Annotated in this window: 20 protein-coding genes; 10 read left to right on the top strand and 10 right to left on the bottom strand. The window is 74.0% G+C overall.

All coding sequences use genetic code 11. The annotated features are described in order from the left end of the window. Positions 1-40: 40 nt before the first annotated feature. The 3 genes from HF577_RS25815 to shbA all read right to left on the bottom strand — a co-directional run bounded on the left by HF577_RS25815 (position 41) and on the right by shbA (position 1,451). Positions 41-352, bottom strand: a complete 312-nt coding sequence (locus HF577_RS25815) for a hypothetical protein (protein ID WP_169398543.1) — start codon at positions 350-352, stop codon at positions 41-43. Continuing rightward, entirely contained in the window at positions 349-759 is a 411-nt protein-coding gene (locus HF577_RS25810; protein ID WP_169398542.1) for a DUF948 domain-containing protein, read from the bottom strand. The genes HF577_RS25815 and HF577_RS25810 overlap by 4 nt, the downstream gene beginning before the upstream one ends. A gap of 98 nt (positions 760-857) precedes the next feature. Beyond that, on the bottom strand, positions 858-1,451 hold the full coding sequence (shbA, locus tag HF577_RS25805) for an RNA polymerase sigma factor ShbA (RefSeq protein WP_169398551.1): 594 nt from the start codon (positions 1,449-1,451) through the stop codon (positions 858-860). 501 nt (positions 1,452-1,952) lie between these two features. Between shbA and HF577_RS25800 the strand changes: the two genes are divergently transcribed. Next, positions 1,953-2,645, top strand: a complete 693-nt coding sequence (locus HF577_RS25800; protein ID WP_169398541.1) for a TetR/AcrR family transcriptional regulator — start codon at positions 1,953-1,955, stop codon at positions 2,643-2,645. Positions 2,646-2,672: 27 nt separating this feature from the next. Here the strand turns inward: HF577_RS25800 and rocD are convergent, their stop codons facing one another. Together rocD and ddaH are read right to left on the bottom strand one after the other, a co-directional pair. Further along, a complete protein-coding gene (gene rocD, locus HF577_RS25795; RefSeq protein ID WP_169398540.1) occupies positions 2,673-3,908 on the bottom strand; it encodes an ornithine--oxo-acid transaminase in 1,236 nt (411 codons plus the stop codon). After that, complete coding sequence (gene ddaH / locus HF577_RS25790; RefSeq protein WP_344015740.1) at positions 3,905-4,759, bottom strand: dimethylargininase; 855 nt, start codon at positions 4,757-4,759, stop codon at positions 3,905-3,907. The genes rocD and ddaH overlap by 4 nt, the downstream gene beginning before the upstream one ends. Before the next feature lie 200 nt (positions 4,760-4,959). Between ddaH and HF577_RS25785 the strand changes: the two genes are divergently transcribed. Then, positions 4,960-6,180, top strand: coding sequence for an arginine deiminase (locus HF577_RS25785; protein WP_169398539.1), 1,221 nt, complete (start codon positions 4,960-4,962; stop codon positions 6,178-6,180). A gap of 35 nt (positions 6,181-6,215) precedes the next feature. On the opposite strand, the gene HF577_RS25780 is transcribed toward HF577_RS25785, so the two are convergent. Further along, entirely contained in the window at positions 6,216-6,983 is a 768-nt protein-coding gene (locus HF577_RS25780) for a helix-turn-helix transcriptional regulator (RefSeq protein WP_169398538.1), read from the bottom strand. Between the two features lie 86 nt (positions 6,984-7,069). Here HF577_RS25780 and HF577_RS25775 point away from each other — a divergent pair, with 86 nt between their 5' ends. Next, positions 7,070-8,062 carry an LLM class flavin-dependent oxidoreductase gene (locus HF577_RS25775; protein WP_246267249.1) on the top strand — a complete coding sequence of 331 codons (993 nt, stop codon included), beginning with the start codon at positions 7,070-7,072 and terminating at the stop codon, positions 8,060-8,062. A 9-nt stretch (positions 8,063-8,071) separates the two neighbouring features. After that, the gene (locus tag HF577_RS25770) at positions 8,072-9,244 is read left to right on the top strand and encodes an ROK family transcriptional regulator (RefSeq protein WP_169398537.1); all 1,173 of its coding nucleotides are present in this window, start codon (positions 8,072-8,074) and stop codon (positions 9,242-9,244) included. 9 nt (positions 9,245-9,253) lie between these two features. Here the strand turns inward: HF577_RS25770 and HF577_RS25765 are convergent, their stop codons facing one another. Then, positions 9,254-11,416, bottom strand: coding sequence for an alpha-galactosidase (locus HF577_RS25765; RefSeq protein WP_169398536.1), 2,163 nt, complete (start codon positions 11,414-11,416; stop codon positions 9,254-9,256). An 86-nt stretch (positions 11,417-11,502) separates the two neighbouring features. Then, the gene (locus HF577_RS25760) at positions 11,503-11,922 is read right to left on the bottom strand and encodes a MarR family winged helix-turn-helix transcriptional regulator (protein WP_169398535.1); all 420 of its coding nucleotides are present in this window, start codon (positions 11,920-11,922) and stop codon (positions 11,503-11,505) included. A gap of 53 nt (positions 11,923-11,975) precedes the next feature. Here HF577_RS25760 and HF577_RS25755 point away from each other — a divergent pair, with 53 nt between their 5' ends. After that, positions 11,976-12,584: a TIGR03086 family metal-binding protein gene (locus HF577_RS25755; protein ID WP_169398534.1), complete on the top strand. Its 609-nt coding sequence runs from the start codon at positions 11,976-11,978 to the stop codon at positions 12,582-12,584. Between the two features lie 3 nt (positions 12,585-12,587). Here HF577_RS25755 and HF577_RS25750 read toward each other — a convergent pair whose 3' ends face one another. Next, on the bottom strand, positions 12,588-13,955 hold the full coding sequence (locus tag HF577_RS25750) for a replication-associated recombination protein A (RefSeq protein ID WP_169398533.1): 1,368 nt from the start codon (positions 13,953-13,955) through the stop codon (positions 12,588-12,590). Between the two features lie 94 nt (positions 13,956-14,049). Here HF577_RS25750 and HF577_RS25745 point away from each other — a divergent pair, with 94 nt between their 5' ends. Both HF577_RS25745 and HF577_RS25740 read left to right on the top strand, forming a co-directional pair. Further along, positions 14,050-14,607, top strand: coding sequence for a Uma2 family endonuclease (locus HF577_RS25745; RefSeq protein ID WP_169398532.1), 558 nt, complete (start codon positions 14,050-14,052; stop codon positions 14,605-14,607). Between the two features lie 54 nt (positions 14,608-14,661). Continuing rightward, complete coding sequence (locus HF577_RS25740; RefSeq protein WP_169398531.1) at positions 14,662-15,570, top strand: TIGR03619 family F420-dependent LLM class oxidoreductase; 909 nt, start codon at positions 14,662-14,664, stop codon at positions 15,568-15,570. 20 nt (positions 15,571-15,590) lie between these two features. Here the strand turns inward: HF577_RS25740 and HF577_RS25735 are convergent, their stop codons facing one another. Further along, positions 15,591-16,193 (bottom strand): AAA family ATPase, encoded by a 603-nt coding sequence (locus HF577_RS25735; protein WP_169398530.1) that lies wholly within the window; start codon positions 16,191-16,193, stop codon positions 15,591-15,593. Positions 16,194-16,365: 172 nt separating this feature from the next. On the opposite strand from HF577_RS25735, the gene HF577_RS25730 reads away from it, so the two are divergent. The 3 genes from HF577_RS25730 to HF577_RS25720 are packed head-to-tail and all read left to right on the top strand — an operon-like array spanning position 16,366 to position 19,234. Then, a complete protein-coding gene (locus HF577_RS25730; RefSeq protein WP_312859385.1) occupies positions 16,366-17,655 on the top strand; it encodes an aminotransferase-like domain-containing protein in 1,290 nt (429 codons plus the stop codon). After that, positions 17,589-18,080, top strand: a complete 492-nt coding sequence (locus HF577_RS25725) for an Lrp/AsnC family transcriptional regulator (RefSeq protein ID WP_169398528.1) — start codon at positions 17,589-17,591, stop codon at positions 18,078-18,080. The genes HF577_RS25730 and HF577_RS25725 overlap by 67 nt, the downstream gene beginning before the upstream one ends. Continuing rightward, positions 18,080-19,234: an aminotransferase class I/II-fold pyridoxal phosphate-dependent enzyme gene (locus HF577_RS25720; RefSeq protein ID WP_169398527.1), complete on the top strand. Its 1,155-nt coding sequence runs from the start codon at positions 18,080-18,082 to the stop codon at positions 19,232-19,234. Before HF577_RS25725 ends, HF577_RS25720 begins: the two co-directional genes overlap by 1 nt. Positions 19,235-19,486 lie beyond the last annotated feature (252 nt).

Raw genomic sequence — 19,486 nt, 5'->3', positions numbered from 1 at the left:
GCGAGGGTGCGGTTCGGCAGGGGAGGGCGCTGGTGCGCCGCTACTCCCCTGCCCCGCGCGCTCGTGCCCCCTGGCGCACGACGGGCTGCGGGTCGGCGAACGCGTCGCCGAGGGTCGGCAGCCCACCACCGGTGCGACGTTCGACGAGCGCGGTGAGCTCCCGCTCCCGGTCGATCATCCCCGCACGCACCTCGGCCCCGAAGGCGCCGAGGCCCGCCCCCACCTCGCGCAGGCCGTCGGCGATGTTGGCCCCGACGCCTGCCGGGGTGAGGTTGTGCGCCGCGGCGGTGGCCCGCCGGGTGGCGTACGCCCCCGCGGCGAGCCCGAGGCCCAGCCAGAACAGCCTTCTCACCGCCGGCCCTTCCGCCGTCCGGGGCGGGTGCGCATCGAGTGGGCACCGGCGTCACGCCCGGCCCGCCGCGCCTTGACGGCCTTGTTCAGGCCGTAGGAGAACGCGGCGGCGCGCACGAGCGGGCCACCCAGGGTGGCGGTGAACAGCGACGTGAGCACGGAGACGTTGCTGGTGACCGCACGGGCGCTGGACGTGATGCCGTCGACCCGCTCCAGCTGCGTGTTGACCTGGTGCAGGGTGGTCTGCGCGTTGTCCAGCAGCGGTGCGCTGCCCTCGTGGGCCTTGCGGATCGCGATGGTGGCCTCGTCGAGCGTGCGGGACAGCTTCAGCAGCGGCACGGCCAGCAGCAGCACGAGCACCACGAAGGCCCCGGCGGCGATCAGTGCCGCGATCTGGCCAGCCGACACGACGACGCCTCCTCCATACCCACCCGACCGGAAGTTGATCGCCGACAGGCTACCCCCCGGCGGTTCGCCGGGATCCGGAGGGCTGGTGCGTCAGGGGGTCACCGCTCGTCCGGTTCGTCCACCTCCCCGACGAAGAGACCGGCCAGGATCCGGCGCAGCCGGTTGAGCGCGCGATGCTGGGTGACGCGGACGGCGCCGGGTGTGGAGCCGACGGCCTGCGCCGTCTCCTCGGCACTCATCCCGACCGCGATGCGCAGCACCAGCACCTCGCGCTGACGCGGGGTGAGATGGCACAGCAGGCTGCCGAGCCGCTCGGTGAGCTCACTGGCGAGCAGGTGGTGCTCCGGCCCGTCGTACACGACCGGACTGTCGGGCAGGTCGGCCATCGGCTCCGCCCGGTTGCGACTGATGGCGCGGAACGCGTCGGTCACCTTGTGGGCCGCGATGCCGTACACGAACGCCCGGAACGACAGGCCCCGGATCGTGTAGCCGGGAAGCGCGTTGACGACAGCCAGGCACACCTCCTGCGCGATGTCGTCGGCCGACCCGATGACCGTCTCCTGACGGCCGAGACGCCCGCGGCAGTACCGCAGCACGAGTGGATGGATCGCGCCGAGCAGCCGGTCGCGTGCCCGCGGTTCCCCGGCGACGGCGTCGGCCACCAGCGCGTCCAGCAGCGCCGGCTCGGTCATCTCCTCCTGTGGGGAGCCGCCCTCCGGCCCGCCCACCCCGCCGGACTCCGGTCGCCCGACGCCGGGCCCGTCGGGCACCCGGCCCGCGTCGATCGGGCCGCGCTGGGTCGGAACGACACCGGACAGCCCGGTCACGTCGATGGCCACCGCAAGGGCGCTCATCGGGCTCTACCTGTGTTTACAGCGTCTTTGCGCTCTACAGGCCTGTACATCGCTAGGGTCCCCTCCCTGCACCGGCGACCTCCACCGGTGTGACGCGTGTACCGCCGGCCCACCGTCGGGGCGTATGGCGGTCGTTCTCAGGAGGAACCGAACATTGCGGCAGATACCTGCTGTCCCCCGACAGCCGCGCCGACGTCCGGCCCCGCCCCTCCTACCCCCGTGTCACCTGCCGTGCCCAGCGAGGTGATCGAAGTCGTTCTACCTTCAAGTACGCAGTTTGGGTGACACCCAAGTTGGAGTCAAGAGAACTTCGACCAATGGTTGGTTACTCTACGATCAATGCCTTCCATCGACTCCCCTCGTCCGGACGATCCACGGGTCCGCGCCGCACGGACGAAGCGCTTCCGCACCCGCCGGGCGCTACTGGATGCCGCCGATGTGGCGTTCGCTTCACACGGCTGGGCGAACGCGAGGATGGAGGACATCGCGTCAGCCGCCGGTGTGAGTGCGGCCACCGCATACAACCACTTCCCTTCCAAGCACGCGCTGCTCGGCCATGTCTACAGTCCCCTGATCCAGCCCCTCCGACTGGAGGCCGAGCGGGACATAGCGGCCGGGCGCCCGATGGTCGACGCCCTGCGTGACCAGGTGAAAGCCCTGACGCGGATCACCTTCCGCTACCGGCCGCTCACCGCGGCGTTCTGGTCGGCCGTCCAGGACTACACGATACGGGTCGGGGGGCCTGCCGACCCGTCGGACGACATCGACCCCCGCACCCTCGCCCCCATCCCCGCCTCGATCCAGGTCCTCGTCGAGCACGGGCAGGACAGCGGCGAGCTGCGCCGGTTCCCCAACCCGCACGAGGTGGGCGGCCTGATCGTCAACATGCTGCTGATCCGGAGCATCAACCGGCCGCACGAGCAGCCTGCGGTCACGTGCGAGATGTTGCTGACCGTGATGTTCGGGATGCTCCGCCCGGAGCTGCTCGCCGACGCAGGGGTCGACGGCAGGCCCTTCCGCGACCTGATCTGATGGTGAGGTCGGCACGGCCGGAGCCGTTCAGCGCAGCTCCGCGAGCACCCCGGCCAGCGCGTCCACGGCGAGTGCCACCTCGTCGTCGGTGACCACGAGCGGGGGCGAGAGCCGGATCGTCGAGCCGTGGGTGTCCTTGACCAGGACGCCGCGGGAGACCAGCCGCTCCGCCACGTCCCGGCCACTGCCCAGCCGGGGGTCGACGTCGATCCCGGCCCATAGCCCGCTGCGCCGCACGGCGACCACCCCGTGGCCCACGAGCGCCGCCAGCCGGTCCGCCGCGACCTCGCCCAGCCGCGCCGCCGCGGCGAGCATCCCCCGCGGACCGGTGTCGCTCAGCAGCTCGATCACGGCCCTCCCCACGGCACAGGCCAGCGGGTTGCCGCCGAACGTGCTCCCGTGCTGGCCCGGACGCAGCACCCCGAGCACCGCGGCGTCGGCGACCACGGCCGACAGCGGCACGATCCCGCCGCCGAGCGCCTTGCCGAGCAGGTACACGTCGGCGTCGACGCCCGCGCCCCGGGTGGCGAGCACGTGGCCGGTGCGGCCGAGGCCGGACTGCACCTCGTCGGCGACGAACAGGACGCCGGCCCGGTCGCAGATCTCGCGGACCGCCGCCAGGTACCCCGCTGGCGGGACGACGACGCCCGCCTCGCCCTGCACGGGCTCGATCAGCACCGCGACCGTGTCGGGCGTGATCGCCGCGCGCAACGCGTGCGGGTCGCCGTAGGGGACCACGTCGAAGCCCGGGGTGAACGGCCCGAACCCGCCGCGCGCGTCCGGGTCGGTGGAGAAGCTCACGATGCTGATCGTGCGGCCGTGGAAGCCGCCGGCCGCCACGACGATGCGCGCCCGGTCCTCGGGCACGCCCTTCACCTCGTAGCCCCACTTGCGCGCGACCTTGAGCCCGCTCTCCACCGCCTCCGCGCCCGTGTTCATCGGCAGGACCTGCTGCTTGCCCACGAGCGCGGCGAGCTCGGCGCAGAACGGCCCGAGCTGATCGTTGCCGAAGGCCCGGCTGGTCAGCGTCACGCGGTCGAGCTGGCGGTGGGCCGCCGCGACGAGCGCGGGATGGCCGTGCCCGAAGTTCAGCGCGGAGTAGCCCGCCAGGCAGTCCAGGTAGCGGCGGCCCTCGACGTCGGTGACCCACGCCCCGGCCGCCTCGGCGACCACCACCGGCAGGGGGTGGTAGTTGTGCGCCGAGTACCCGTCCACGAGGCGCTCGTGGTGCGCGGTCGCCCGGCCGGTCCCGATGGTCGTCATGCGCGTACCTCCAGCGTGCAGCACTTGGGTCCACCGCCTCCCTTGAGCAGCTCGGACATGTCCACCGGGAGGGGTGTGAAGCCGCGCTCGGCGATGGCCGCGGCGAGCCGGGTGGCGGGGGTGGGCAGGACGACGTGGCGCCCGTCGCTGACGGCGTTGAGGCCGAGCACCGCGGCGTCACCCATGTCGGCGACGAGCGCATCGGGGAACCGCTCGCGCAGCACTGCCTGCGACGCGGGCGTGAACGCCTCGGGCAGCCAGGCGATCGTCGCCGCGTCGAGCACGGCGACCGCCGTGTCGAGGTGGTAGTAGCGCGGATCCACCAGCTCCAGCGACACCACCGGCCTGCCGAGCACGGCGGCCGCCTCCGCATGGGCGCGCGGATCGGTGCGGAAGCCCGTGCCGGCCAGCACCACGCCGCCTGGGCCCGGGTCGACCACGAGCAGGTCGCCCTCCCCCTCGTTCACGAACTGCGGCTCGACGACGCGCGGGAACCCGGCCGCGTGGAACCACTCCCGGTGCGCGACGGCCTCCGCGGCGCGCTCGCCGTGCCGGAACCGGGCGCCGAGCACGACCCCGCCGACGACGGTGGCGCCGTTGGCCGCGTAGACCATGTCGGGCAGCCCCGGTACGGGTTCGAGCAGGTCGACCCGGTGGCCGAGGCCGAGGTAGGTCCGGCGCAGGGCGTCCCACTGGGCCAGTGCCAGCCCTCGGTCGACGGGGACGCCGGGGTGCATCCACGGGTTGATCGCGTACTCGACGGCGAAGTGCACCGGCGGGCACATGAGGTAGTGCCGGTGGGACGCGGTGCGCCCGGTGGAACCGATGGGCCGGGTCAGGACGCTGGTCACGGGCTCGCTCCACGAAGTGGCAGGGTGGCCGCGGCGACGGGACCGGGACGTTCACCAGGCTAGGAACGGCCGCAGTGGCGGACAATCGCGATGCGTTGCCCGTCAGCGGCGGATTCCTGCGCGCGAGCCACCCGGCGCGGCGATTCGTTGCGCGCGGCTCGTCGTCACGACGGCGGCGACGCGCGGTGCAGGATGAACGCATGTACCGCGTGGATTCCGAGGTCGGGCGCCTGCACCAGGTGATCCTGCACCGTCCCGGCCTGGAGCTGAAGCGACTGACTCCCGGCAACAAGGACCGCCTGCTGTTCGACGACGTGCTGTGGGTGGCCAGGGCGCAGGAGGAGCACGACCGGTTCGCGGCCCTGCTGCGCGAGCGCGACATCACGGTGCACCTGTTCGGGGAGCTGCTGCGCACCACGGTGGAGATCCCGGAAGCGCGCAAGTACATCCTCGACCGGATCTTCGACGACCGGGTGTACGGGCCGCTCGCGATCGATGCGCTGCGCAACTGCTTCGACGCGATGGACGTCGACGCCCTCACCGACCACCTGATCGGCGGGATCACCAAGCGCGAGGTGCTGGACCGGATCGAGGAGCCCCGTTCGATCGCCTTCCACGTGCTCGATCCCGACGACTTCGTGCTCGAGCCGCTGCCCAACCACCTCTACACCCGCGACACCTCGGCCTGGATCCACGGCGGCGTGTCGATCAACAGCATGCGCAAGAAGGCCCGCATGCGCGAGACCGTGCACTACGAGGCCGTGTACCGGTGGCATCCGCTGTTCACCCGCTCCGACTACGCGATCTGGTCGGACGGCTCCGTGAACGGGCCGGCCACCACCGAGGGCGGGGACATGCACGTGCTCGGCGGCGGGGCGCTGCTGATCGGGATCTCGGAGCGGACCACCCCGGCGGGCGTCGAGCGGCTGGCCAAGCGCCTGTTCGCCGGCGGTCAGGTCGACCGGATCGTCGCGCTGCGGATGCCGAAGCAGCGCGCGTTCATGCACCTCGACACCGTGATGACGATGGTCGACCCGGAGACGTTCGTGGAGTACTCGGGGCTGGGCAGGCTGCCCGCGTACACGGTGCGGCCCGGTGACTCGGAGAAGGAGCTCGACCTCACCGACCATCCGGCCGAGGAGATGCACGAGGCCATAGCCGCCGCGCTCGGGCTGGCGTCGGTCCGGGTGCTGACCCCCGAGCAGGACGTGCACGCCGCCGCCCGCGAGCAGTGGGACGACGGGTGCAACGCGCTCGCCGTGGCCCCGGGGGTGGTGGTGACCTACGAGCGCAACGTCACGACCAACCGGTTCCTGCGCCGCCACGGCATCGAGGTGCTCGACATCCCCGGCGGCGAGCTGGGCCGTGGGCGCGGCGGGCCGCGCTGCATGAGCTGCCCGATCGTGCGCGACGCCGTCTGAGGCGGCTGTCCGGCAGGTCCGGTCCGCCGCGCCGCTCAGCAGGCCGCCGCCTCGGTCAGTGCCTGGGCGGTGGCCGCGTCAGCGGGCAGGAACGCCTCGAGCTTCAGCTCCGCGAGCGTGACGTCCACGGCGGTCGCGGAGGTCGTCACGGTGGTGATCAACCGCAGCTCGCCCCGTCCGGACCGCAGCCGCAGCGGCACGGCGAAGCCCAGGTGGTCCGGGCCGACGGCAGCGGGTGGCACGTACGACCCGAGCTCGGCGCGCAGGGCGGCCAGCCGATCGTCCGGGCCGCGTTCCAGCGCCTGGTCCAGCCGCTCGAGGACGTGCCGGGCCCACTCGGCGAGGTTGACGATCCGGGGGGCGAGCCCCTCAGGGTGCAGGGCAACGCGATAGGCGTTGGCGGGCGGTGCCAGCAGGTCTGCGGAGACCCTTTCGGTGAGCAGCCCGAACGGCGCGTTCGCCGCGACCAGATCGCCGTGGCGGTCCACGACGATCGCCGGGTAGGGCCGGTGGCCCTCGAGCACGGAACGCAGGGCCTCGCGCACCGGGGCGAGGCGCGGCTCGTCGAGGCCGGTCTCGGGGTAGGCGGGCGCGAAGCCGGCCGCGAGCAGCAGCGCGTTGCGGTCGCGCAGGGGCAGGTCCAGCGACTCCGCGAGCCGCACGACCATCCCGCGGCCGGGCGTCGACCGGCCGCTCTCCATGAAGCTGACGTGCCGCTGGGTCGTCCCGGCGCGCAGGGCCAGGTCGAGCTGGCTGACCCGCAGCCGGGTGCGGCGCTCGCGGAGCGCGGCCGGGAAGTCCACGGAGTGTTCCTAGCGCGCCGTCGCGCCGTCCGGCCATTCCCCTCGGGGAATTGTCGCTGCGCACCGGCGGGCGGAGCCTCTGCGGCATGGATCTCGTTCGGATGGGTGTGTTGCTCCCGCTCAAGGCGGAGCAGTGGGCGGGTGCGGACCCGCGGAGACTGGTGGACCTGGCGGTCCGGGCGGAGCGGGCGGGCTACGACTCGGTCTGGGCCAACGACACGCTCCTCGGCGCCCACATCGACCCGTTGACGGTGCTCGCCGCGGTCGCGGCGGTGACCGAGCGGGTGACTCTCGGCACCGCGGCGTTGCTGCCCGCGTTCCGGCGGCCGGTGCAGGCCGCGAAGGAGATCGCCTCGCTGGACCTCCTGGCGGGCGGTCGCCTGGTGCTCGGTGTCGGGGCGGGCTTCCCCGGGCGCTCCGAGCCGGAGTACGCGGCGTCCGAGGTGCCGTGGCCGCGCCGGTTCGCCCGGCTCGACGACACGGTGGCGCTCGGGCGGCAGCTGTGGGCCGCCGAGGGACCGACCTCCTCCTTCACCGGCGACGTGCTGCGCCTCTCCGACATCCCGGTGAGCACCCGCCCGTACCGCAGCGGTGGCCCGCCCATCTGGCTCGCCGGGGCCACCCCCGCCGCGCTGGCCCGGACCGGGCGCCACTACGACGGCTGGCTGCCCTACCCGCCGCAACCGGCGACCTACGCCGCCGGTCTCGCCGACATCAGCACCGCGGCACTGGCAGCGGGACGGCAGCGGGACGCGATCACCCCGGCGCTGTTCGCCACGGTGCTGCTGGCGCCCGACGTGCCGTCGGGGCTGCGCGCCGTCGACGAGTTCTGCCGGGAGAACTACGGGCTTCCCCTCGACGTGATCGAACGGATCCGACGATCGTGGCGGGATCGCCCGAGCACGTGGCCGCAGGGCTCAGCCGGTTCGTCGAGGCCGGCGCCCGCCACATCGTCCTGCGCATCGCCGCGCCCGGCCTCGACGGGCAGCGCGACCAGCTCGACCGGCTCGCCGACCTGCTGCTCGGCGTACGAGACCCGGTGGTGTCATCGAGGCCCTGACGAGGGGCACGGGCGGTAGTGTCCGCGCGTGAGTTCCGCGGCGGAAGAAACCGGGGTCGCCGGCGACTGGACCTCGCTCGACGGCAGCCAGCAGCGCGTCGCGGTGGAGGTGCTGCGCCACGGCCCGCTCCCCCGCGCCGAGCTGGCCCGCCGGCTCGGGCTCTCCCCGGGCTCGCTCACGCGGCTCGCCCGCCCGCTGGTCGACTCCGGGCTGCTGGTCGAGGGCACCAGCGACGTCCACGCCCGCACCGGGCGCCCCTCGCTCCCGTTGGACGTGCGGCCCTCCTCCCGCCGGTTCATCGGCGTCAAGATCACCGGTGACGCGCTGTTCGCCGTGGTCACCGACCTGCGCGCCGCCGTCGTCGCCGAGCACGAGACGCCGCTGCCCGGGCGCGCGCCTGCGACCGTGGTGGACGCGGTGGCCGGCGTCGTCGCCCGCTTGCGCGAGGAGCACGGCGAGATGGCCGGGCTCGGCATCGGCATCGGCGGGCGGGTGGCGGAGCGCCGTGACGTCACGAGTGCGCCTTTCCTCGGCTGGCAGGACACGGTGCCGCTGGCGCAGCGGCTGCTGGCGGCGACCGGCCTGCCCACCGTCGTGGAGAACGACGTGCGGGCGCTCACCGTGGCCGAGCACTGGTTCGGCGCGGGCCGGGGGCTGCACTCGCTCGCCGTCGTGACGATCGGCGTCGGAGTGGGCTGCGGGATCGTCGTCCACGACCGGCTGGTCGAGGGCGCGCACGGGGCGGGCGGGTCCATCGGGCACCGGTCGCTGCCGGGCTGGGCGATCTGCGCCGAGGGGCACCGCGGATGCGCCACGGCCGTCCTGGCGTCGGGGGCGATCACGGCCGCCGTCGGCCAGGCACTGGGCCGTCCCGTGACCTACGACGAGGTGCTGGAGCTCGCCCGGGCCGGGCAGCCGGCGGCCCGGCGCGCCGTCACGGACGCCGGCCGGGCTCTCGGCCTGCTCGTCGCCGGCATCGCCGATCTCGTCGACCCCGAGCTCGTGATCCTCACCGGCGACGGCATCGGCGCGGTCGAGATCGCCCGGGGCGAGCTGGACGCCGCGCTGCAGGAGAGCCAGGACCCGATGGGACCACCGGTCCGGGTGGACGTGCGGCCGTTCCCGTTCACCGAGTGGGCGCGCGGGGCGGCCGCCGTGGCCGTGCAGGCGCACGTGCTGGGGCCCGCCGCGCCTGCCTGAGGCCGGCGCTCACCGGGCGTCCACCGCCTCCGCGCGCAGCACCAGCAGCTGCTCCGGGTTGAGCGCCGGAGCCCGCAGGCCAACCTCGCCGAGCACCCGGCCGGGCAGCTCCACCCCCTCGGCGAGCCACCCGGGAGGCCGCCGCTGCCGCAACACGGGCGCGTCGCCCGGCGGCTGTGGCCGCACGCGGTAGCGCCGGTCGGGGTCGAGGCCGGGCAGACGCAGGGCGCCCGGCACGGAGGTCAGCGGCGTGGCCAGCTGGACCAGCGAGAACAGGGCGGAGCTCCGGTCGGGCGCCACCACACCGTGCAGGGCGAAGGACGGGTCGTGCTGGTCGGCGCGCACCAGCGTGCCGGTGTGCAGCAGTTCGCGGACGTCCTTGTAGAGCTGCACCCACGCGGCCAGCTCCTTACGCTCCTCCGGGCTCGCGCCGGTGATGTCCCACTCGATGCCGAACGAGCCGAACAGCGCCGTCCCGGCCCGGAACGACAGGTCGTGCGTGCGGGCCGTGGAGTGCGAGCGCGGCGACCCGACGTGCGACCCGACGAGCTCGGGGGGCAGCAGCTGGCCGGTGTAGCGCTGGATCTGCTGGCGTTCGAGCGGGTCGATGTTGTCGCTGCCCCAGACCCGGTCGGTGCGCTCCAGGATCTCCAGGTCGATGCGCAGGCCCCCCGACGAGCAGGACTCGATCTCGACGTCCGGGTGCCGGGCGCGCAGCTCGTCGATCAGCCGGTACACCGCTGCGGTCTGGGCGTGGACGCCGGGCGTGCCCAGCGGCCCGTGGCCGGCGTCGAGCAGGTCGCGGTTGTGGTCCCACTTGAGGTAGGCGATCGGGTACTCGGCGAGCAGCGCGTCGAGCCGCTCCAGGAGGTAGGCGGACACCTCGGGGCGCGCGAGGTCGAGCACCTGCTGCGACCGGGAGAGCAGCGGTTGGCGCCCACCGGTCGCGAGGATCCAGTCCGGGTGGGCACGGGCGAGGTCGGAGTCGGGGTTGACCATCTCCGGCTCGACCCACAACCCGAACTGCATTCCCAGTCGCCGCACCTCGTCCACCAGCGGGTGCAGGCCCCGCGGCCAGACGTCCTCGTCGACGTACCAGTCGCCCAGGCCTGCCTTGTCGTCGCGGCGGCGGCGGAACCAGCCGTCGTCGAGCACGTAGCGCTCGGCGCCGACGTCGGCCCCGGCCCGGGCGAGCTCGATGAGCCGGTCGAGATCGTGGTCGAAGTAGACGGCCTCCCAGGTGTTGAGCACGACCGGGCGGGGGGTGCGCGGATGCTGCGGCCGGGAGCGCAGGTGCGTGTGGAAGCGGGCCGCGACGCCGTCGAGCCCCCGGCCGTACGCGGCGTAGACCCACGGGCCGGCGTACCGCTCGCCGGGCACGAGCGCGATCTCGCCGGGCAGCAGCAGCTCACCGCCGCCGAGTACCGCGGCCCCGGTGGACAGCCGCTCGGCGTAGGACACGTGGTTGCCGCTCCAGGCGACGTGCACCGCCCACACCTCGCCGTCGCGGAAGCCGAAGCCCGCGGTGCCCGCCGCGAGGATCAACGGGGCGTCCGGTCCGGTGCGGCCGCGCCGGTTCTCCCGCGCGTGCACCCCGACGACGAACGGCGCGCGCTGCGGGGCCCGCTCCCGGCCCCAGCGTCCGGCGAGGTCGAACAGCTCGGTGGCCACCGGCGGCACCGGGAGCGCGACGGCGAGGCCGTCGACGACGAACGGCTCCGCTGCCGCTCCCTCCGCCACCACCACCATGGCCCGCTGGCGAAGCAGGCCCGAGGCCAGCAGCTCGATGTCGAGCCGGACCTCAAGACCCGCCCCGTCGTCGCGGCCGACCGCCCGAACCCGCCCACCACCCTCCGGAGCGGGCTCGGCGTCGAACGCGACGAGGGCGAAGAGCGGCGACCAGGCGCCCCCGGCGCGGTGCCCCGCAAGCCCCGGGCGGCCGAGCCACCCGCTCGCCTGCTCGGGCAGGATGCCGACGCGCGCCCCCTCGTCGAGATCGTTGGGCACGGTGCCGGGGACCGCGGCGGTGGCGATCGCCGACAGGTCGGAGGCGTCCAGCTCACCGAGGTCGGGCCCCCAGTGCAGCACCGCGGGCAGGCGCCCGTCCGTGGCGAGGACGACGCTCACCCCCGCCGCCCTCAGGTGGACGGGGGCGGCAGGGTTCGGGGACATGGCGGCTCCGCACGTCGTCGTGATGTTGCTGCAGATATGTTTTACGACAGAAGTTAGTGGGGGTCAAAGGGCCGTCCGACCGCTCCCTAGCGAGCAGCGTCGGCCAGGCGCTCGAGGACGGAGACGAACACGGCGCGCTCCCCGGGATCGACGGCGGCGAGCATCTCGGCCTCCACCTCGCGGATCCCCGCCCGGCAGGACCGCACCACCGCACGCCCCTCCTCGGTGAGCGCGACGACGCGGTTGCGCCGGTCGGCCGGGTCCGGGGTACGCCCCAGCAGCCCCCGCGCCTCCAGCCGGTCGAGGATCGGGATGAGCCGCGTCTTGTCCCGCCCGACGGCGGCGGCGAGCTCCGACTGCGTCGGCGCCGCCCCCTCCTCGAGAGCGCCGAGCACCGCGTAGTCCCACATCTCGACGCCGTGAGCACGCAGCACCGGCGTCTCGGCCTCGATCATCACCCGCGTCAGGCGGGCGAACGCGGCCCCGAGGTCGTGGCGCTGCTCCATGTCGCGCGACGATAGCGCTTGACCGATCGTCTACCTCGGTAGATAGTCTCCCGATGGAGATCATCGACCTGCATCGCCGAGCCGCTGCCGCCGTCACACCGGTTCTCGCCCGGGTCCGGCCGGTCGACCTCGGCGTTCCCACTCCCTGCACCGGCTGGGACCTGGGGGCCCTGCTGGAGCACATGACCGGCCAGGACCACGGGTTCGCCGCGGCCGTGCGCGCCGGGAACGGGGCCGACGTCGACGTCGCGGCGTTCGCTCCACGCCCGCTGGGGGCCGAGCCCGCCGTGGCCGCCGCTGCGGCGCTGGCCACGGTCACGGGTGCCTTCGCCGAGGCCGCTGCCGACCCGGCCGGCACCGTGTGGCTACCGGAGTTCCGCAACCGGTTCCCGCTGGAGCAGGTCGCCGGCTTCCACCTGATCGACACGATCGTGCACGGCTGGGACGTCGCCGCCTCGCTCGGGCTCGCCCCCGACTACGACGACGACCTCGTCGCCGCCGGCCTCACGGTGGCCGAAAGCGTGCCGACCGGTGCCTTCCGCGAGCAGCCCGGGTCACCGTTCGCCCCCGCGCTGACGAGCGGAGCGACGGGCGCCTGGGACCGCACCCTCACCCTGCTCGGCCGCGACCCGGCCTGGTCCCCGGCCCGCCGCCGGTCGTAGGGGTCAGCCCTCCCCGCGGACGGCCCGGCGCAGCTTCGGGAGGCGCTCGGCCAGCACCCGCTCGCCGCCCCGGCCCGTGGGGCGGTAGTAGTCGCGCCCGACCAGCGCGTCGGGCGGGTACTGCTGCTCCAGCACCCCCTCGGGCGTGCCGTGCGGGTAGCGGTAGCCCACGGCGTTGCCGAGCTTCTGCGCCCCGGCGTAGTGGCCGTCGCGCAGGTGCGCCGGGACGGCGCCGGTGGCCCCGCCCCGGACGTCGGCCATCGCCTCGTCGATACCCGTGATCACGGCGTTGGACTTCGGCGCGGTTGCCAGGTGCACGGTGACCTGGGCCAGCGCGAGCCGGCACTCCGGGAGCCCGACGAGCGCCACCACCTGCGCCGCGGCCACGGCCGCCGGCAGTGCCGTGGGGTCGGCGAGCCCGACGTCCTCGCTCGCGTGCACCATCAGCCGCCGCGCGATGAACCGTGGGTCCTCCCCCGCCACCAGCATCCGGGCGAGGTAGTGGAGTGCCGCGTCGGGGTCGGAGCCGCGGATCGACTTGATGAACGCGCTGATCACGTCGTAGTGCTGGTCGCCCTGGCGGTCGTAGCGGACCGTGGCCTCGGTGACCGCCCGCTCGACGGCGGGCACGTCGATCTGGGTGGCGCCGGTGCCGGCGACCCCGTCGGCCGCCGCCTCGAGCGCCGTGAGGGCGCGGCGGGCGTCGCCGGACGCGAGCCGCACCAGCGCGTTCTCCGCGTCGGACGTCAACTCGACGGCGGCGCCGAGCCCGCGCGGGTCGGCCACGGCGCGGCGCAGCAGCGACCGCACGTCGTCGTCGGTGAGCGACTGCAGCTGCAGCACCAGCGAGCGCGAGAGCAGCGGGGACACCACCGAGAACGACGGGTTCTCCGTGGTGGCGGCCACGAGCAGCACCAGCCGGTCCTCCACGGCACCGAGCAGCGCGTCCTGCTGGGTCTTGGAGAAACGGTGCACCTCGTCGATGAACAGGACCGTCTGCTGGTCGAGCCGGTCGCGGCGCCTGCGGGCGTCGTCGATCACCGCGCGCAGCTCCTTGACCCCCGACGAGAGCGCCGAGAGCGCGACGAAATGCCGGCTGCCCACGCCGGCCAGCAGCCGCGCGATGGTGGTCTTGCCGGTGCCGGGCGGGCCGTAGAGCAGCACGGAGGCAGCCGCTCCGCCTTCCACGAGGCGCCGGAGCGGGGCACCGGGCCGCAGCAGGTGGGCCTGCCCGACCACCTCGTCGAGTGTGCGCGGACGCATCCGGACCGCGAGCGGCGCCGTGGCGCGAGCCGGCTCGGCCGGGGACCCGCCCGCAGCGGCCGGCTCCGGTTCGTCCAGCTCGAACAGCCCGTCTGCCTCGGTGCTCATCGCCATCAGCGTGCCACTGCGGCGTGGGAACCACCGAACCGCCCGGGGATGTCGGTGCAGCGTGCGACCATGCCGTCGTCGGAAGGAGAAGGCGATGACTCTCTCGTGGCCGAACCATTTCCTCACGCTCGAAGAGTGGGACGCGCTGCCGGAGACCGAGGGCGTGCGGCTCGAGCTCGCGGAGGGTCTTGTCGTGATGTCACCGATGCGGCTGTCGTGGCACCAGCGAGCGGTCATGCGGCTGGGGTATCGCGTCGACGAGCAACTGCCGCCGGAGCTCACCGCCCTGACGGAGGTCGAGGTGGTGGCTTCCGCCAGTCCGCCGACGGTGCGTGTGCCCGACGTCAGCGTCACCCGGAGCCATATCGTGGAGCACAACCCGCCGCGGCTTCCGGCCGCCGACGTACTGCTCGCCGCCGAGGTGCTGTCCGACGGCACCCGCCGCGTCGACCGGGTGCTGAAGTCCTCCGAGTACGCCGACGCCGGCATCCCGCAGTACTGGATCATCGACCTCGGCAGTCCCACCAGCCTCACCGCACATGTACTGGTCGACGGCGACTACGAGCTGTCCGGCGAGCACACCGGCACGGCCGATCTCGACGTCGCCGGCCATCGCGTCACCGTCGACCTCGACGCCCTCACCCGCCGCTGACCGGTGTCGATCCCCGCGAGCGCCGTTCGTCGTCAGGGCATGGAACGTCACGGCATGGAACTCGGAGTCGCACTGCCCAACGCCGGCGCCGCGGTGGTCGCGGAGGACCTCGTGCGGCTGGCGACGGGCGCGGAGGCGGCCGGTCTGCACTCGGTCTGGGTGATGGACCGCTGGCTGCGCCCGCGCGGCGCCGTCACGATGCCCGGCGTGCCCGTGCCGGTCGAGCTGCCGGCCGAGGGCTACGCGTGCGTCCTCGACCCCATCGACGTCCTCGCCCACCTCGCCGCGCTCACCCGCCGCGTCCGGCTGGGCACCAGCGCGGTGCTGGCGCTGCTGCAGCCGCCGGTGCTGCTCGCCCGCCGCCTCGCCACCGTCGACCAGCTCTCCCGCGGGCGGGTGGTCGCCGGGCTGGCCCCCGGGTGGATGCGCGAGGAGTTCGCTGCGGCAGGCGCACCCGCGGGCAGCACCGGACGTCGCGTCGAGGAGCATCTCGCGGCACTGCGTGCCGTCTGGGGCCCCGACCCCGTCGAGGTCCCCGGCGGCGCCCACCCGGTGGCGCCCTCGGACGTCGGGCCGAAACCGTTCGGCCGCGCGGCGATCCCCGTCCTGCTCGGCTACAGCACCGCGGCCGGGATCCGGCGGGCAGCGCGGCTCGCCGACGGGCTGCATCCCTACCGCACCGATCTCGACGAGCTGGCTGCCGACCTCGCCGTCTTCCGCGCCGCGGCGGCCGAGGCAGGCCGGGACCCCGCCGCGTTGCCGGTCGTGCTGCGCGGTGACGCCGTGCCCGACCAGGACGCCGGCGAGGGCCGTCCGCTGTTCCGCGGCACGGTCGAGCAGTGGGCGCAGGACGCCCGCCGGGTGGCCGAGCTGGGGGTCGGGCATCTCGTGCTGCAGGTCGCCGCGCCCCCCGAGACCACTCTCGACACCCTCGCCGACCTCCGCGAGCGGCTCGACCACTGACGCCGGCGCGCCCGTCGGTATCAGTCGAAGCGGACGTGCCGCAGTCCCGTCGCGTACCGCCGGAGCCGGCCGCGCAGCGGGCTGTCGGTGTTCGGGGCGATCGGCAGCCCCGCGGAGCCCGCGATGTGCTCGGCGACCTGCGCGATCGGCAGCTGGTCGGTGTGGATGTGCTCGGCGAACTCCGGCTCCCGGAGCCGCTCCAGGCAGTCGTCGAGCCGGCGGACGGCGAAGCTCTCCCGCTTCAGCCCGCGGCCGAGCCCCCGCTCCCGCAGCCGCCTCAGCACGGTGCCGCGCTCGGCGAGCAACGCGAAATGGCGCACCTCATGGCCGTCCTCGCGCAGCCGGCCGACGACCTCGGCGAAGTAGAGCGGGTGCACGAGGGTCATCGGCGCGATGACCGGGCCGTCGTGCTTGCGGAGCACGATGCCCAGCACCTCGCGCACGCCGTGGCGCCAGGCGGAGAGATCCTGGAAGTCGCCGCGGAGCGCGGGCGGCATCGTGCGGTGCAACCCGAAACCGATGTGCTCGGGGTCGCACACGATGCTGCCGGGCAGCCGTCGGCGCAGCTCGTACGCCGTCTGGGTCTTGCCGCCGCCGAACGGGCCGTTGATCCACAGCAGCATGCGCCTGACCGTATCCCGGCGGGTTGGTCACGATCGTCCGACCCCTCCCATTGACTGGGAACCGGGTTCCGGATCGCAGGAAGGCCGGGCACGCTGTCGGAGGGCCGGGCCCGCAACCGGGGCCTGCCGCCCGTCTCGCCCTGCTGATCCAGGGACGACCACATCCGTCCCCGTGTCCACGCCAGAAGGCGAGATCTCCGTGACCGTCCACCTCTCCGCCCGGCTGCGCGACGTGCGCGGCTCGGCCATCCGCGACCTTCTCGCGCTCACCGCGCGCGACGACGTCATCTCGCTCGCCGGCGGCCTGCCCGGCACCGACCTGCTCCCCCGGGAGCGGATCGCCGCCGCGCTCGCGACCGCGGCAGGCGATCCCGCGACCCTGCAGTACGGCGAGACCGTCGGGCTGCGGCGGCTGCGGGAGGTTCTCGCGGGCACGGAGGGCGCGCGGCTCGGGAGGGCTCTCATCCCCACCGAGATCGTGGTGACCACCGGCTCGCAGCAGGCCCTCGACCTCGTCGCGCGCACGACGCTCGACCCCGGCGACGCGGTGGTCGTCGAGGACCCGGTGTACGTCGGCGCGCTCCAGGTGTTCCAGGCCGCAGGCGCGACGCTGCACGCAGTGCCCGTCGACGACGGCGGGATGGACGTCGACGCGCTCGCCGGGCTGCTGGCCACTGGCCTGCGCCCCCGGCTCGTCCACACCGTCAGCAGCTTCCACAACCCGCGCGGGGTGACGCTCAGCGGGGACCGCCGCGCCCGGCTGGCCGCGCTCGCCGACCGGTACGGCTTCCTCGTGGTGGAGGACGACCCCTACGGCCTGCTCGCCTTCGACGGTCCGCCCCCGGTCCCGGTGGCCGCCCACGGCGAGCGCGTCGTCCGGCTGGGGAGCGTGTCGAAGGTCCTCGCGCCCGCGCTGCGGGTCGGCTGGCTGACCGGCCCGGCAGCACTGCTGGCCGCGGTCGAGCGGCTCAAGCAGTGCAGCGACCTCTGCGGCTCCACGCTCACCCACGCCGTCGCGGCGGAGCTACTGGCCGACACGCACTGGTTCGACGGGCACCTGGGCATGCTGCGCATCGCGCTGCGCGAGCGGGCGGGCGCGCTCACCGGCGCCGTCCGGGCGGCGTTCGGGGACGCCGTCACCTGCTCCGTCCCCACGGGCGGCATGTTCTGCTGGCTGGAGTTCACCGACGGCACCCGGCCGGCCGAGCTGCTCCCGCACGCTCTGCGGGGCGGCGTGGGGTTCGTGCCGGGCGAGGCCTTCGCGGTCACCCGGCGGCTGGACGGCGCCGCGCGCCTCTGCTTCGCCTCGAACCCGCCTCCGCTGCTGCACACCGCCGTGGGCCGGCTGGCCGGTACGTGGCGCGAGCAGGCGGCAGTGCGACGTAGGGTCGAGCCGTGCGTCAGATCCTCGAACTGCTGGAGCGCGACGCCCAGCTCTCCCACGACACCATCGCGACCATGACCGGCCTGCCGGTCGCCGAGGTGAGCGAGGCGATCGCCACCTGGGAGGCGTCGGGCGCGATCCGCCGCTACAAGGCGGTGGTCGACTGGGACGCCGTCGACGACGACCCGACGAGCGAGACGGTCACCGCGTTCATCGACGTGTCGCTGGCACCTGCCCGTGGCGTGGGGTTCGACGACGTGGCCGCGCGGATCGCCCGGTTCGACGAGGTCCGCAGCGTCCACCTCGTGTCCGGCAGCCACGACCTGCGCTGCACGGTGACCGGGCGCACCATCCGCGCAGTCTCGGACTTCGTCTCGCAGAAGCTCTCGACGATCGACCGCGTGCAGGCCACGGCCACCCACTTCGTGCTCAAGACCTACAAGCGCGACGGCGACGCGTTCACCCTGCCGGAGCAGGACCATCGGCTACCGGTGACGCCCTGATGAAGGAGCTCAACGGCGTCATCGCGGCCTGCCCGCCGTCGGGCATCCGGCGGTTCTTCGACATCGCCGCCGAGATGGACGACGTGATCTCCCTCGGTGTCGGCGAGCCCGACTTCGTGACGCCGTGGCGCGTGCGGGAGGCGGGGATCTACGCCCTGGAGAACGGGTTCACCACCTACACGTCCAACGCGGGCCTGCTGCAGCTGAGGGAGCTCATCTGCGCCGATCTGGCCTCCCGGTACGGCGCCGACTACGTGCCGGACGGCGAGTGCCTGATCACCACGGGGGTCTCCGAGGGCCTCGACCTCGCGCTGCGGGTGCTGCTCAACCCGGGCGACGAGGTGATCGTGCCCGAGCCCTGCTACGTGGCGTACGAGCCGTGCGTCGCGTTCGCCGGCGGCGTCCCGGTGCGGGTGCCGACCCGCTGGGAGGACGGCTTCGCGGTCGACGCCGAGGTCGTCGCGGCAGCGATCACCCCGCGCACCAAGGCGATCCTCATCGGCTCGCCCGCCAACCCGACCGGCGCCGTACAGCCCCGCGCCGCGCTGGAGGCACTGGTCCGGCTCGCCGAGCAGCACGACCTCTACCTGGTCTCCGACGAGATCTACGACCGGCTGACCTACAGCGGCGGCCACACCTGCCTCGGCACGCTGCCCGGCGCCCGCGAGCGCACGGTGCTGCTCGGGGGGTTCTCGAAGGCCCACGCCATGACGGGCTGGCGGGTCGGCTGGATCTGCGCGCCGCGGCCCGTCGCCGAGCTCTGCGTGCGCGTGCACCAGTACACGATGCTGTGCGCGCCGCACGTCTCACAGCTCGCGGCGGTGGAGGCCCTGTCCGGCCCGGACGACGCCGTGCAGTCGATGGTCGCCGACTACGACCGCCGTCGCCGGGTGTTCGTGAAGGGTCTGCGCGAGATCGGCCTCGACTGTCCCGAGCCCGGTGGCGCGTTCTACGCGTTCCCCTCGATCCGCCGGTCCGGCCTCGACTCGGAGACCTTCGCCGAACAGCTGCTGCGCACCGAACGGGTGGCGGTGGTGCCCGGGAGCGTGTTCGGCCCGTCCGGCGAGGGACACGTGCGCTGCTCCTACGCCACGGCGTTGCCCCTGCTGGAGGAGGCGCTGGTGCGGATCGACCGGTTTCTGGGCTCACTCTGACGGACACCCGGTAGTCGGACCTCCACGCACCGCATCCGTTGCGCCGGGTTCACGGCCCGGCAAACTGGGTCCGCCAGAATCGTGGGGCATGGAGCCTCGCCGCATCGAGAATCGTCACTGCCCGCTCTGCGCCCGCCTGCGAACACCCACCGATGCCACCGGCGTCGCCTGGAGCAGCCAGCACGAACGCGACGGATCCATCACCTGGATCTGCCCCACCTGCACGCGGGCCCAGCTGTGGCGCATCGAGGC

Source organism: Pseudonocardia xinjiangensis (assembly GCF_012911925.1).
Lineage (GTDB): Bacteria > Actinomycetota > Actinomycetes > Mycobacteriales > Pseudonocardiaceae > Pseudonocardia > Pseudonocardia xinjiangensis.
The sequence above is the reverse complement of the archived record's forward strand: the minus strand, read 5'-3'. Positions and strand labels throughout refer to the sequence as shown.

Coding starts and splice junctions, on each gene's coding strand:
- HF577_RS25750 (WP_169398533.1), bottom strand. CDS start 13,955: ATGAGCACCGAGGCAGACGGGCTGTTCGAGCTGGACGAACCGGAGCCG.
- shbA (WP_169398551.1), bottom strand. CDS start 1,451: ATGACCGAGCCGGCGCTGCTGGACGCGCTGGTGGCCGACGCCGTCGCC.
- rocD (WP_169398540.1), bottom strand. CDS start 3,908: ATGACGACCATCGGGACCGGCCGGGCGACCGCGCACCACGAGCGCCTC.
- HF577_RS25755 (WP_169398534.1), top strand. CDS start 11,976: ATGGAGATCATCGACCTGCATCGCCGAGCCGCTGCCGCCGTCACACCG.
- HF577_RS25735 (WP_169398530.1), bottom strand. CDS start 16,193: ATGCTGCTGTGGATCAACGGCCCGTTCGGCGGCGGCAAGACCCAGACG.
- HF577_RS25765 (WP_169398536.1), bottom strand. CDS start 11,416: ATGTCCCCGAACCCTGCCGCCCCCGTCCACCTGAGGGCGGCGGGGGTG.
- HF577_RS25740 (WP_169398531.1), top strand. CDS start 14,662: ATGGAACTCGGAGTCGCACTGCCCAACGCCGGCGCCGCGGTGGTCGCG.
- HF577_RS25720 (WP_169398527.1), top strand. CDS start 18,080: ATGAAGGAGCTCAACGGCGTCATCGCGGCCTGCCCGCCGTCGGGCATC.
- HF577_RS25760 (WP_169398535.1), bottom strand. CDS start 11,922: ATGGAGCAGCGCCACGACCTCGGGGCCGCGTTCGCCCGCCTGACGCGG.
- HF577_RS25745 (WP_169398532.1), top strand. CDS start 14,050: ATGACTCTCTCGTGGCCGAACCATTTCCTCACGCTCGAAGAGTGGGAC.
- HF577_RS25785 (WP_169398539.1), top strand. CDS start 4,960: ATGTACCGCGTGGATTCCGAGGTCGGGCGCCTGCACCAGGTGATCCTG.
- HF577_RS25800 (WP_169398541.1), top strand. CDS start 1,953: ATGCCTTCCATCGACTCCCCTCGTCCGGACGATCCACGGGTCCGCGCC.
- HF577_RS25775 (WP_246267249.1), top strand. CDS start 7,070: ATGGATCTCGTTCGGATGGGTGTGTTGCTCCCGCTCAAGGCGGAGCAG.